Annotated in this window: 13 protein-coding genes and 1 other RNA gene; 5 read left to right on the top strand and 9 right to left on the bottom strand. The window is 58.1% G+C overall.

The features are described from left to right. Positions 1–18: 18 nt before the first annotated feature. Positions 19–1,017: a glutathione S-transferase family protein gene (locus ACZ5FP_RS05325; protein ID WP_464662577.1), complete on the bottom strand. Its 999-nt coding sequence runs from the start codon at positions 1,015–1,017 to the stop codon at positions 19–21. Between the two features lie 118 nt (positions 1,018–1,135). After that, the gene (gene ilvD / locus ACZ5FP_RS05320) at positions 1,136–2,809 is read right to left on the bottom strand and encodes a dihydroxy-acid dehydratase (RefSeq protein ID WP_464662575.1); all 1,674 of its coding nucleotides are present in this window, start codon (positions 2,807–2,809) and stop codon (positions 1,136–1,138) included. A gap of 125 nt (positions 2,810–2,934) precedes the next feature. Between ilvD and ACZ5FP_RS05315 the strand changes: the two genes are divergently transcribed. Then, positions 2,935–3,846 (top strand): LysR family transcriptional regulator, encoded by a 912-nt coding sequence (locus ACZ5FP_RS05315; RefSeq protein ID WP_464662573.1) that lies wholly within the window; start codon positions 2,935–2,937, stop codon positions 3,844–3,846. On the opposite strand, the gene ACZ5FP_RS05310 is transcribed toward ACZ5FP_RS05315, so the two are convergent. The 5 genes from ACZ5FP_RS05310 to ffs all read right to left on the bottom strand — a co-directional run bounded on the left by ACZ5FP_RS05310 (position 3,830) and on the right by ffs (position 8,565). Then, positions 3,830–5,065: a lytic murein transglycosylase gene (locus tag ACZ5FP_RS05310; protein ID WP_464662571.1), complete on the bottom strand. Its 1,236-nt coding sequence runs from the start codon at positions 5,063–5,065 to the stop codon at positions 3,830–3,832. The genes ACZ5FP_RS05315 and ACZ5FP_RS05310 overlap by 17 nt on opposite strands. Before the next feature lie 26 nt (positions 5,066–5,091). After that, positions 5,092–5,697 (bottom strand): recombination mediator RecR, encoded by a 606-nt coding sequence (recR, locus tag ACZ5FP_RS05305; RefSeq protein ID WP_464662569.1) that lies wholly within the window; start codon positions 5,695–5,697, stop codon positions 5,092–5,094. Between the two features lie 441 nt (positions 5,698–6,138). Next, positions 6,139–6,462: a YbaB/EbfC family nucleoid-associated protein gene (locus ACZ5FP_RS05300; RefSeq protein WP_464662567.1), complete on the bottom strand. Its 324-nt coding sequence runs from the start codon at positions 6,460–6,462 to the stop codon at positions 6,139–6,141. A gap of 18 nt (positions 6,463–6,480) precedes the next feature. After that, positions 6,481–8,343: a DNA polymerase III subunit gamma/tau gene (locus tag ACZ5FP_RS05295; RefSeq protein WP_464662565.1), complete on the bottom strand. Its 1,863-nt coding sequence runs from the start codon at positions 8,341–8,343 to the stop codon at positions 6,481–6,483. 125 nt (positions 8,344–8,468) lie between these two features. Next, positions 8,469–8,565: signal recognition particle sRNA small type (ffs, locus tag ACZ5FP_RS05290), an RNA gene on the bottom strand. A gap of 69 nt (positions 8,566–8,634) precedes the next feature. Here ffs and ACZ5FP_RS05285 point away from each other — a divergent pair. The 4 genes from ACZ5FP_RS05285 (at position 8,635) to ACZ5FP_RS05270 (ending at position 10,740) form a co-directional block, all read left to right on the top strand. Beyond that, entirely contained in the window at positions 8,635–9,039 is a 405-nt protein-coding gene (locus tag ACZ5FP_RS05285; protein ID WP_105736783.1) for an HIT domain-containing protein, read from the top strand. A 51-nt stretch (positions 9,040–9,090) separates the two neighbouring features. Then, positions 9,091–10,035 (top strand): NAD(+) diphosphatase, encoded by a 945-nt coding sequence (gene nudC, locus ACZ5FP_RS05280; RefSeq protein WP_464662563.1) that lies wholly within the window; start codon positions 9,091–9,093, stop codon positions 10,033–10,035. Positions 10,036–10,108: 73 nt separating this feature from the next. Further along, positions 10,109–10,351: an antitoxin gene (locus ACZ5FP_RS05275; RefSeq protein WP_464662561.1), complete on the top strand. Its 243-nt coding sequence runs from the start codon at positions 10,109–10,111 to the stop codon at positions 10,349–10,351. Continuing rightward, the gene (locus ACZ5FP_RS05270) at positions 10,348–10,740 is read left to right on the top strand and encodes a PIN domain-containing protein (RefSeq protein ID WP_464662559.1); all 393 of its coding nucleotides are present in this window, start codon (positions 10,348–10,350) and stop codon (positions 10,738–10,740) included. The genes ACZ5FP_RS05275 and ACZ5FP_RS05270 overlap by 4 nt, the downstream gene beginning before the upstream one ends. 9 nt (positions 10,741–10,749) lie before the next feature. Here ACZ5FP_RS05270 and ACZ5FP_RS05265 read toward each other — a convergent pair whose 3' ends face one another. Further along, entirely contained in the window at positions 10,750–11,613 is an 864-nt protein-coding gene (locus ACZ5FP_RS05265) for a prephenate dehydratase (protein ID WP_464662558.1), read from the bottom strand. 2 nt (positions 11,614–11,615) lie between these two features. Beyond that, a complete protein-coding gene (locus ACZ5FP_RS05260; RefSeq protein ID WP_288191753.1) occupies positions 11,616–12,368 on the bottom strand; it encodes a 3-deoxy-manno-octulosonate cytidylyltransferase in 753 nt (250 codons plus the stop codon). Positions 12,369–12,392 lie beyond the last annotated feature (24 nt).

Raw genomic sequence — 12,392 nt, 5'->3', positions numbered from 1 at the left:
ATCCTGTCCTTCGACGCATTAGCGCATGACAATACCCTTACCCATCAGGCGCTCGCGATCATGCGGCCTGTCGAAATCAATCAATGGACCGGCAGGCACAATACCCGTCGGATTCACAGAGGCGATGGAATAGTACCCCGCCTTGATATGATCGATTTTCACCGTCTCGCGCACGTTTTCAAACTGATAGAGCTCTCGCAGATAATGCGAGAGATGATGATAGTCCTCGAGCCGCCGGATGTTGCATTTGAAGACGCCATTATAGGCAGCATCAAACCGGACGAGCGTAACAAACAGCCGCCAGTCGGCCTCGGTCAGGTACTGCCCCGCCAGATAGCGATGATCGGCCAGATGGGCTTCCACGCGATCAAGCGCCGCAAAGACATCACGCACGGCTTCGTCATAACTTGCCTGTGATTTTGCAAAGCCGGCGCGGTAGACGCCGTTGTTAATGTTGTCATAGACGAGGCCGTTCCACCGCTCGATCTCCGGCCGCAGGCTTTCTGGATAGAAATCCCTTTTATCGCCGGTCAGTCCGTCAAAAGCGCCGTTCAGAATGCGGATAATATCGGCAGACTCGTTATTGACGATCTGCCCATCACGGCGGTCCCACAGCACCGGCACCGAAACCTTGCCGGTATAGGTCGCAAGGCTGGCGGTGTAGAGCTGATGCAGATAATGGATCGGCGGCGCTTTTTGCCCGGCATCGACGAGATTGGTGAATGTCCAGCCGTTTTCACCGAGCGCGGGCTCGGCAACCGCAACGCTGATGATGTTTTCCAGCCCCTTGAGATGACGAAAGATCAGCGTCCGCGAAGCCCAGGGACACAGATATGAAACGAAGAGCTGATAGCGCCCGGCCTCAGCCTTGAAGGTTGGCGTTCCCTCCTTGTCGAGCACGCCATCTGCCGTGATCCAGTTGCGAAACCGGGTCGGTTCGCGGTGGAAGGCTCCATCTTTCATTTCACTGGCGGCGACGTCGCCCTTGATCCATTGTCCATTCACCAAGGCTGGCATGTGCTGATTTCCCGACTATTCGACTGCGCGTCAGGATCGCATTTCATGGGTGGCATTCATACCACCCATGCCTTGACAGACTGTTTTTGCCATCGCGACAATGGGAGAATCCGCCTTCCTAGCCCGTGACTGCTCCTTCACTGGCGGATTTGGTCAGCGTGGCAAATTTCGCGAGGACACCCCGTGTATAGCGGGGTGCGGGCTGCTGCCATGCCTTGCGGCGCGCTTCCAGCTCGGCATCACTGACTTCAAGTTGCAGCAGCTGCTTGTGGGCATCGATGGTAATCGTGTCGCCCTCCCTGACGAGGGCAATTGCGCCGCCCTCGAACGCTTCCGGCGTGACATGGCCGACCACCATGCCCCAGGTTCCCCCGGAGAACCGTCCGTCGGTGATGAGCCCGACGCTTTCACCCAGACCGCGTCCGATGATTGCCGATGTCGGCGCCAGCATTTCCGGCATGCCGGGCCCGCCCTTGGGGCCGAGGTAACGCAGGACCAGCACATCGCCCGGCCTGATCTTGTCCGAGAGGATGGCGTCCATCGCCGACTGCTCGTCATCGAACACCCTTGCGGGGCCCCGGATAACCGGGTTTTTGAGGCCGGTGATTTTTGCAACAGCGCCATCCGTCGCCAGATTTCCCCTGAGGATAGCCAAATGTCCCTCCTTGTAGAGGGCCTTGTCGATGGGTCTGATGATGTTCTGATCGGCGGGCGGAGCATCTGGAACGTGGGCCAATTCTTCGGCAATGGTGCGGCCGGTGATCGTCAGGCAGTCACCATGCAGCAACCCGGCATTGAGCAGGATTTTCAGGACCTGCGGGATTCCGCCGACCTGGTGCAGGTCCACAGCCATGTATTGGCCTGATGGCCGAAGGTTGCAGATTACCGGAACCTTGCGGCGCACGCGCTCGAAATCATCCAGCGTCCAGTCGACTTCCGCCGCGTGGGCGATGGCCAGAAAATGCAGCACGCCATTGGTCGACCCGCCGGTGGCCATGATCAGCGATACGGCATTCTCGATGGAATTGCGGGTGATGATGTCCCGCGGCCGGATACCCCGGCGCACAGCTTCGACCAGAACGCGTGCGGACTCGGCTGTGCTGTCCGCCTTTTCGGCATCCGGATTGGCCATGGTCGACGAGGACATCAATGACATGCCCAGTGCCTCGAACGAAGAGCTCATGGTGTTTGCTGTATACATGCCGCCGCAGGAACCGGTGGAGGGACAGGCATGCCGCTCGATGCCTTCAAAATCTTCCTGACTCATCTTGCCCGCCATGAAGGAACCCACGGCTTCGAAGGAAGAAACGATGGAAAGATCCTTGCCCTTCCATTTACCCGGTTTGATCGTGCCGCCATAGACATAGATCGCCGGAACATTGGTCCGGGCAATGGCCATCATGCCGCCGGGCATATTCTTGTCGCAGCCGCCTAGCACCAGAACGCCGTCCATCCATTGACCGTTCACGCAGGTTTCGATGCAATCGGCGATCACCTCGCGCGAGATCAGCGAGTATTTCATGCCCTCCGTGCCCATCGCCATTCCATCGGAGATGGTCGGCGTGCCGAAGATTTGCGGATTGCCGCCCGCTGCCTTGACCGCCGCAACCGCCGCGTCGGCGAGCGGCTGCAAACCGGCATTGCAAGGCGTGATGGTGGAATGGCCATTGGCAATGCCGATCATCGGCTTGTCAAAATCCGCCTTCTCATACCCGAGCGCATAATACATGGCCCGGTTGGGCGAGCGCGCTATTCCCTGCGTGATGTGTTTCGAGCGTTCATTGACTGCCATGACTGTTTCTCCACTAGGATATTTTGGTTCAAGACCGGATTGCCTATTGTTTAGAGCGCTTCCAAACACGTGTGAAATATATAATTCACACTTGATTAGGTCGTATTTTATATTAGAAATGCGGCATGGATCTGCGTCAGCTGCGCTACTTTATCACTGTTGCCGAAGAACTGCATTTCGGGAGAGCTGCGACGCGGCTCAACATGACCCAACCGCCGCTCAGCCAAACCATACTCGCGCTCGAAGAGGAGATCGGCGTCGAACTGTTCACGCGCACCAAGCGCAGCGTCGCGCTGACGCCTGCGGGCGCGCAATGGCTGGACCATGTGCGCAAGGTTCTGGACGCAGCAGGCGCGCTCCCCGGCATTGCCCGGCAGCTCGCGCACGGCACCATGGGCAATTTGAAACTCGCTTTCGTCAGCACAGCCGATTACAGCCTGCTGCCGGCACTGCTCGGCCGTTACAAGACGGATTATCCCGGCGTGCAGATCGGCCTGCAGGAGGCAACGAGTGATGTGCAGATCGAAGCGCTTCTGAACGGAGACATTCACGCAGGCTTGATCATCCCGCCGTCGCAGACCAGCCTTCACGCTTCTCTCACCTATCTGTCATTGCTTCAGGAGGAACTTGTCGCTGCAGTCCCGGAGGAATGGGTAGCATCAGGCAGGTTGGCTCTCTCCAACGGAGCGCTCGACATCAAAGGCGCTCTGTCGGAGCCGCTGATTATCTTTCCCCGCCGCAGCGCGCCGGCCTTTCACGATCTGATCACCGGCTATTATGCCGGCAACGGTGCCGTCCCATGCGTCGGGCAGGAAGCCATCCAGATGCAGACAATCATCAGCCTGGTCTCTGCGGGGATGGGAATCGCTCTGGTGCCGGAATCGCTGCGGAATCTTGGCCGTTCCGGCGTTCGCTACCTGAAATTGTCAGGCACGCCGCCTCGGATCGAGACCGGGCTTGTCTGGCGCCGAGACGATCCGTCGCCAGCGCTCAGACATCTGATTGATATTGCCTCGGCGTTCAACGGATCGCCTTGACCAGATCCTTGTCGGGAAAGCAGGTGGCAGGCAGGCCCTGTTTCGTTTGCCAATCGCCGATGGAGCGCCGTGTCTTGAAGCCAGGAAAACCGTCGGCTCCACCGGCGTCATAACCCTTTTTTTCCAGCGCCCTCTGCAAACCGGCGATGTCCGAGCGATAGAGCCCGCCGACATCACCCCAGCCAGCGGAAAAACCCTTCGCACCATTGGCGATACGGTCACCCACATGTCCGATGAAGAGCGCGTAGAGATCGCTCATATTGTATTCCTTGATCACGTAGAAATTCTTGGTGACCACAAAAGCCGGGCCATGACGCCCGGCCGGCATCAGCAGGAAGCCCTCGCGATTGGTTTCGCTGGCCGGAAACGGCTTGCCATTGACCCGGGTGATGCCAAGCTTGGCCCATGCGACGAAAGGCTTGCCCTGATCCGGGCCTTCCAGGGAGCAGCTGACAGTCTGCGGGACATTGACTTCGTAACCCCAATCACGGCCGCGCTGCCATCCATACTGCGCGAGATAATGACCGATGGAACCGAGCGTATCGGGAACGGAATTCCAGATGTCCCGCTTGCCGTCGCCGTCAAAATCCACTGCATGCTCGAGATAGGATGTCGGCATGAATTGCGGCTGGCCCAGTGCACCTGCCCACGAGCTTTTCATGCTTGCAACGTCGATATAGCCTTTCTCCACAATCTGGAGCGCAGCCAAAAGCTCCTTGCGGAACATGTCCTTGCGCGTTGCCATAAAGGCTTTCGTGCCGAGGACGGCAAAGGCGTTGTAAGGGATTTTCACGCTGCCATAACCGCTTTCGCGTCCCCAGATGGCAAGAACGATCGGCCCCGGAACGCCATATTTGCTTTCAACGGCTTTGAGGATTTTGGCAAACTGGCCGGACCGCGCTGTGCCTCCCGATGTCACCGCGTTGACCGTCTTGTCGTTGAAATACTTGCCGGGAGAGCCGAACTCGGATTGCCGCTGCTCCTTGGGCGTCTGCGGTTTTTCGCCCGGCATGATCAGGTCGGGCAAATCGAAATTGAGCGTGACGCCCGAAAAAGCCTGATCGAAAACCGCTTTGGAAATGCCCTGCGCCTTGGCTTCGGGCCAAAGATCGTTGACAAGCCACGCCCAGAACTGTGCTTCAACTTCCGGTTTTGACGCGGCCAACCCGGCTGTTGCATAGAGAAAGGTCGCAATCAACGCCGCAAGGGCAAGTCGCATCGGGCGTCTCATCAAAAGCCTTCTCCCTATAAAGAGGTCCGCGCGCGCAGGGCAGCAGCCAGCGTGCCCTCGTCCAGATAGTCGAGTTCCCCGCCGACCGGAACGCCATGCGCCAAGCGCGTGATACGCACGTCAAAATCCGCAAGCTGGTCCGTGATGTAATGAGCCGTCGTCTGCCCCTCGACCGTCGCATTGACGGCGAGAATGACCTCCTTGATCTCGTCTTCCGCCACGCGGCTGACAAGGCTGCCGATGTTGAGATCATCTGGACCGACACCATCCAGCGGCGACAGCCGGCCGCCCAGCACATGATAGCGGACGTTCATTGAACCGGCCCGCTCCAGCGCCCAAAGGTCGGCAACGTCCTCAACCACAATCAGCGTCGCCCGTTCACGACGCGGATCGGTACAGATCATGCACGGATCAGATGTATCGACATTGCCGCATGTGGTGCAGATACGCACCTTGTCCGCTGCGTCCTGCATGGCAGAACCCAACGGGATCAGCAGCGCCTCCTTCTTCTTGATGAGATGCAGCGCGGCGCGGCGGGCGGAACGCGGCCCGAGCCCCGGCACTTTGGCCAAAAGCTGGATCAAGCGTTCAATTTCGGGACCGGCGATTCGTTTCGACATATCGCCGGTTTAAAGCAAATTTCGCCCATAGGGAATCGGAGACGCACCGCGAACTCAACCCAAGCAAAAAAGTGGGCGATATTTTACAACCCTGCATTCGTTGTTGCCGGCGACAATCGAAGCAATCATCACCTCAAGCGCGAACAGCGCAAAGGTTCGAAGGCGAAGCAGATGCACCGTATCAGCCGGTGCATCGGGAGAATGGGCTACCCGACTGCGGCAACAGCCTTGCCTTTGAACTTGGAGGTGACTCTATGCGGATTTTTCCGTTTAGCATCACCCTTAATATAAAGAGAACCCGGACGAGCTGGTCATGGACCGTCCGGGTAAATCTTTACAGATAAGGTACGGGTGGTGAGTGAAAACTTACCACCCACTCCAAGAATAACTATAAACTATGCCGACATCGTTTCCAACCGTCTTGCAGTTGCATTGCAATGATCAGAACGGCAGTTTGAACCCCGGAGGAATTGGCAGGCCTGCTGTCAATGCCTGGGTCTTTTCGGCCATGATGGCCTCGACCTTGGCTTTTGCCTCGTTGTGGGCGGCGATGATCAGATCTTCGAGAATCTCGACATCATCTTCCTTGAAGAGCGATGGATCAATCTTGAGCGAGGTTAGCGCCCCCTTACCGGACAGCTTGACCGTGACGAGACCGCCGCCGGAATAGCCCTCCGCCTCCAGCGCCGCGATTTCTTCCTGCATGGCAGCCATCTTGCCCTGCATTTCCTTGGCCTGTTTCATCATGCCCATAATGTCACGCATGGGAAAAACTCCTTTTGATCAATCATCTTCTTCGACAGGGGCCAGCGTATCATCGCCGGAGCCGATCCCGTCCATGCCATCCGGGTCGCCACCTGCCTGCCCGGCGGGTGTTGCGATCCGTACATTGATAATCTTGGCACCCGGGAACCGCGACAGGATCGCCGCGACATCCGGATCGGCGCGCGCATCGCTGAGCATGGAATCGCGCCGGGCCGTCTCGGTTTCATTGATGGTCCGGCCGCCCTGTTCCCGCGACAGCGATACCATCCAGCGCGTACCGGTCCATTCACTTAGTTTCTGTGACAGGTCTGTCAAAAGCGTTTTTGGCGCGTCGTCGGTCAGATTGATCTCGAGCCGTCCCGGCTTGATGCTGACGAGCCGCACACAGTTCTTGACCAGTATTTTGAACTGCATGTTACGCTGTTTGTCGGCGAGCGCTACAATATCGGCGATGCTGGTAACAGGAACAGCCGGCGCCAGTTCTTCGGCAGCCGGTTGCACCGGCACAACAGGTGCCGGCTGCACTGACTGCTCAACCAGCCGCATGGTTGCACCACCACCAGAGGCAACGGAACCGCGCCCGGGTGCGACAGCGTCCGCCGGAGCGGCGCGGCTCATGGCCTCGCCGCCGCCATTGCCGGGACGCGGACCGTCGCTTCGCGGAGGCTGCAGGGAGGAAGACGCCCCATTTTCCAGCGATTTCAGAGCTTCATCCAGCGTCGGCAAATCGGCTGCATGCGCCAGCCGGATCAACAGCATTTCTGCAGCCTGGACGGGGCGATTGGACGCGTCCACCTCGGCAATGCCTTTCAGCAGCATCTGCCATGTCCGGGAGAGAACCCGGATGGAAAGCTTTTCGGCATAATCCCGGCCGCGCAGGCGTTCATCCTCGGACAGGGAAATATCGTCTGCCACATCCGGGGTGAAGCGAATGCGCGTCACCAGATGGTTGAAATCGGCAAGATCGGAAAGAACAACACTGGGGTCGGCGCCGACATCATACTGGGCACGAAACTCGCGCAGGGCAGAGGCCACATCACCACGCATCAGCATCTCGAAAAGATCAATGATCCGGGCACGATCCGCCAGGCCCAGCATGGAGCGTACGGTCTCGGCGTCGACATTACCCGCACCATGGGCGATTGCCTGATCGAAGATCGACAGGGAATCACGCGCCGAACCCTCGCCCGCACGGGCGATCATCGCCAGGGATGCGGCATCAACCGTGATGCTCTCCTTGTCGGCAATCTTCTTCAGCAGCGTCGTCAGCATGTTCGCGTCGATACGGCGCAGGTCGAAACGCTGGCAGCGCGACAGCACCGTGATCGGAACTTTACGGATTTCGGTGGTGGCGAAGATGAATTTGACGTGGGGCGGCGGCTCTTCCAATGTTTTCAACAGGCCGTTGAAGGCCTGATTGGACAGCATGTGCACTTCGTCGATGATATAGACTTTGTACCGGGCCGAAACCGGGCGGTAGCGAACCTGTTCGATGATTTCACGGATGTCATCGATACCCGTATGCGAGGCGGCGTCCATCTCGATGACATCGACATGGCGGCCTTCCATGATCGCCTGACAATGTTCACCGGGAACAGACAGGTCGATCGTTGGCTTGTCGATTTCCGCCGTCTTGTAGTTGAGGGCGCGGGCCAGAATGCGGGCAGTGGTGGTCTTGCCGACCCCCCTAACACCCGTCAGCATCCATGCCTGCGCAATGCGGCCAGTCTCGAACGCATTGGTCAGGGTCCGAACCATCGGCTCCTGACCGACCAGATCGTCGAAATTCTGCGGGCGATATTTGCGGGCAAGCACGCGATAGGCGCTATCTGCCGTTTTGGTGTCCATCCCGGTTGATTCCGCTCCTGCATTACTCTTCATGGCGCTAATTGTCCGATTCTGACATTCGCTTGTCTCGCGTGATGTCAAATTCGTTCCACCAGGCAAGTTTGTACCGCTGCACACCGCAGCGTCAATGCCGGATCACGGCTTTAAAGAGGATAAAGGTGGGAGGCTGGCACGGCGACCCGTGCCTGGCTCGTTGGGGCTGCTTCCTTCCGGACCTGACCCGGTTGGCGAGTGGCTCGTCCACCACCAACCTCCCGAGGCTCATATCGGCAATCTTTGCGCAAAAAGCAAGCGGGACCACAAAAAAACTGCTAATTGTTGCAAATCATGACGTTCATACTCGATAGCAAACTTGCAGCTGATACGATTCCCATTGCAAGGCTGGGCCTTTGCGATCTGCGCCTGATGAATGACCGGCGCTGGCCTTGGCTCATTCTCGTGCCGCAAAGGGCTGATATCAGCGAGATTCACGACCTCACCCCCCTCGACCAGACAATGCTTGTCTTTGAATCGGGCATTGCCGCACAGGCGCTCAAGGCTGTCGTCAATTGCGAAAAGATCAACACCGGTGCTCTCGGCAATATCGTCCGGCAGTTGCACTTGCATATCATTGCTCGCAACACCGGAGATCCGGCATGGCCCGGTCCCGTCTGGGGCTATGGCACGCGCGAACCCTACGGCGAAAAAGACGCACGGGACTTTGCGAACGCCATTCTCAACGCTATCTAATCAGTATCATCACATAGTCCCATTCCGGACCGGTCTTCTGGAGCCCCACTTATGTCATTTCGCCTTTATGATGTTCCGGAAGCGGAAGCGAGCCGCTTCGTCGGCTTTGCCGGCAACAGGATAAACCGCCATTCTGAAAACCGCAGCGATGATGTGGTGACGGTCGCACTTGCGGATGCAAAAGCGCGTATGCTGCTGATCGGGCAAGGCCAGATACTGGTGTCGCAGGGAAACGGCATGGGCAATGCCTTTTTCGGCCTTGAAGAAGCAGCAGCGCTGTTGCCCCACCCGAACAGGACAATCTATCTGGGAATGCAGGAGGACATGCCGGTTCTCGCCGCCGTGAGCGGTATCGATCTGGCAGCCCTTCCCGAGACAATCAAGGCCATTGAATACCGTCCGGTCTATACGCAAGGCCTCATACCCGAAGACCAGCTGGGCGCCATGGCGCAGGCTGTTTCGCTGCTGACCTGGCATGAGAATCACCGTTTCTGCGGCCGCTGCGGCACGGAAACGGTGATGCGCGATGGCGGGTACCGGCGCACTTGCCCGAATTGCGACGCCCAGCATTTCCCGCGCACCGATCCGGTTGCCATCATGATGGTGGTGCGCGGCGATAAATGTCTTCTGGCGCGTGGACCCCATTTCGGACCAGGCATGTATTCCTGCCTTGCCGGGTTCATTGAACCGGGGGAAACCATCGAAAATGCCGTGCGGCGCGAGACACTGGAAGAAACCAATCTGCCTATCGGCCGGGTGGTCTATCACGCATCGCAACCCTGGCCGTTTCCCTATTCGCTGATGATCGGCTGCCATGCGGAAGCATTGTCCGACGATTACACGCTCGACAAGGCGGAGCTGGAGGCGGGCCGCTGGTTCACACGCGATGAAGTCGCCCTGATGCTCGACCGGACGCACCCCGAAGGATTGATGACGCCGCCACCCGGCGCCATCGCCGCCCATCTGATCCGCAGCTGGGTTGAGAGCGGGGCTTAAGCCCTACCAAGGTTGAATTGAAAATATCGCCCAATTGGTATATATCATTGTCATATCTCAAAAGAGGTGCGACATGGAAAAAGCCAAAATCTTCTGGTCCGGACGCTCGCAGGCTGTGCGTCTTCCAAAGGAGTTCCGATTTGACGCAACAGAGGTTCGTATACGGCGTCACGGGCAATCCGTGATTCTTGAGCCGATGCCGGAAAATTGGGCTTGGCTGGATGCGCTTTCATGCCCGTTAGACGACGACTTTGCAAAAGCTGCGGGCGAGAAGCCAGTACCGCAGGAAAGACCTGATCTCGACTATTTCAAATGAAATTCTTGCTTGATACCAACACCATCATTGCGTTGCTGAAAGGCAATGAACGGCTGCACAGCCGACTGCGTCGACATCAGCCGCAGGATTTTGCAATCTCGACCATTGTTGCCCATGAACTATTTTACGGAGCCTACAAATCACAGCGCGCCGTTCAGAATGTGGGCCTTGTTGAAAGTCTGCAATTCCCGGCACTTGAGTTTGATCTGGACGACGCCCGATATGCAGGCGAGTTGCGCGCAAAGCTTGCGCGCGCGGGTAGTCCCATCGGCCCTTACGATGTTTTGGTCGCCGGGCAGGCCCTTGCACGGTCCCTGACCCTCATCACACGCAATGTCCGTGAATTTCAGAGGGTCGAGGGACTCAGCGTTGAAAACTGGGAAGATTAGACCGTCAATCTACTCTTCCTCGCCCTGGCTGCTGCGGAATGTCGTATCGGCGGGATAGACCCCGAGAATCCGCACCTCCTTGGAGAAGAATTCCAGTTCTTCCAGGGCATGGGCAACGTTCTTGTCATCCGGATGCCCTTCAATATCGGCGTAAAACTGCGTGGCGGTGAACTTGCCGTCAATCTGATAGCTTTCCAGCTTGGTCATGTTGACGCCATTGGTGGCAAAGCCGCCCATCGCCTTGTAGAGCGCCGCCGGAACGTTGCGCACGCGAAAGACGAAGGTCGTCATCATGAGTTCGTCGGATGTGCGCGGTGCCCACTTTTTCGTCTTGTTCAGGACGACGAAGCGCGTGACATTGTTTTCCGTGTCCTCGACATCCTCTTCCAGGATATCGAGACCATAAAGGCTGGAGGCGAGCCGCGGTGCAAGTGCCGCCATCGTCTTGTCCTTGACGTCGGAGACCAGCCGCGCCGCACCCGCCGTATCCCCGGCAATGACCGGCTTCCAGCCATTCTTGCGGATGTATTTGCGGCACTGGCCCAGCGCGTGGATATGGCTGTGAACCGTGACGATTTCGCTGCGCTTGGTGCCCGGAAGAACCATCAGCTGAAAATGGATCGGCAGAAAATATTCGCCGACAATGTGCAGGCGCGATTCCGGCAAGAGGTGGTGGATGTCCGCCACGCGCCCGGCGATCGTGTTCTCGATCGGGATCATCGCCAGATCAGCCGCGCCACTTTCAACCGCGTTAAACGCATCCTCAAAGGTCGGGCATGGCAACGGCTCCATGTGCGGAAACATGTTCCGGCATGCGGTGTCGGAATTGGCACCCGGTTCGCCCTGAAAGGAGATGCGGTTGGTCTTGGCCATAATCAATTGCCCTTTATTGAAGTAAGAATGTCACGTGCCCGCTCAAGATCTTCCTGGGTGTCAACACCCAGTGGCACCGAATCAACGATCTCGACATCGATGCGCATGCCGGCTTCCAGCGCGCGCAGCTGTTCCAGCCGTTCGCGCTGTTCGAGCGGCGACGGGCCAAGGCTGACGAATCGCTGCAGAGCTGCACGGCGATAGGCATACAGACCGATGTGGTGGTAGAGCGGGCCGTTGCCGTAGGGAGCCGTCGCACGCGTAAAGTAGAGCGCGCGCATTTTCCCGGTGCCGATATCCGACCCGACGATCTTCACCACATTCGGATTGGTCTTTTCATCTTCCCTGGTGATCTCAACACACAATGTGGCGATATCGGCGGGACCTTCACGCAGCGGCAGGAGCGCGCGTTTGACCAATTCCGGATCAATGGTCGGCAGGTCGCCCTGGACATTGACGATGGCATCAACAGTGCCTTCCGGATCAAGTGCCAGCAAGGCTTCATAGATGCGGTCCGAACCCGATTCATGATCGCTGCGTGTCATGACCACTTCAAGTCCGTGGGCTTCGACCGCCACCTTCACCTCGGCGCTGTCGGTGGCAACAACGGCACGGCCAAGACCGGCCGCCAGGGCACGTTCAGCCACATGCACGATCATCGGCTTGCCGGCAATATCGGCCAATGGCTTGCCGGGCAAGCGTGTGGAGGCCATGCGGGCGGGAATCAGGGTCAATATTTTCATCGTCATAAGCACCCTACGGTGTCAAAAAGTCTCAGG

The sequence above is a fragment of the Phyllobacterium sp. T2-21 genome (genome assembly GCF_055378485.1).
The sequence above is the reverse complement of the archived record's forward strand: the minus strand, read 5'-3'. Positions and strand labels throughout refer to the sequence as shown.

Coding starts and splice junctions, on each gene's coding strand:
- ACZ5FP_RS05325 (WP_464662577.1), bottom strand. CDS start 1,017: ATGCCAGCCTTGGTGAATGGACAATGGATCAAGGGCGACGTCGCCGCC.
- ilvD (WP_464662575.1), bottom strand. CDS start 2,809: ATGGCAGTCAATGAACGCTCGAAACACATCACGCAGGGAATAGCGCGC.
- ACZ5FP_RS05315 (WP_464662573.1), top strand. CDS start 2,935: ATGGATCTGCGTCAGCTGCGCTACTTTATCACTGTTGCCGAAGAACTG.
- ACZ5FP_RS05310 (WP_464662571.1), bottom strand. CDS start 5,065: ATGCGACTTGCCCTTGCGGCGTTGATTGCGACCTTTCTCTATGCAACA.
- recR (WP_464662569.1), bottom strand. CDS start 5,697: ATGTCGAAACGAATCGCCGGTCCCGAAATTGAACGCTTGATCCAGCTT.
- ACZ5FP_RS05300 (WP_464662567.1), bottom strand. CDS start 6,462: ATGCGTGACATTATGGGCATGATGAAACAGGCCAAGGAAATGCAGGGC.
- ACZ5FP_RS05295 (WP_464662565.1), bottom strand. CDS start 8,343: ATGAAGAGTAATGCAGGAGCGGAATCAACCGGGATGGACACCAAAACG.
- nudC (WP_464662563.1), top strand. CDS start 9,091: ATGTCATTTCGCCTTTATGATGTTCCGGAAGCGGAAGCGAGCCGCTTC.
- ACZ5FP_RS05275 (WP_464662561.1), top strand. CDS start 10,109: ATGGAAAAAGCCAAAATCTTCTGGTCCGGACGCTCGCAGGCTGTGCGT.
- ACZ5FP_RS05270 (WP_464662559.1), top strand. CDS start 10,348: ATGAAATTCTTGCTTGATACCAACACCATCATTGCGTTGCTGAAAGGC.
- ACZ5FP_RS05265 (WP_464662558.1), bottom strand. CDS start 11,613: ATGGCCAAGACCAACCGCATCTCCTTTCAGGGCGAACCGGGTGCCAAT.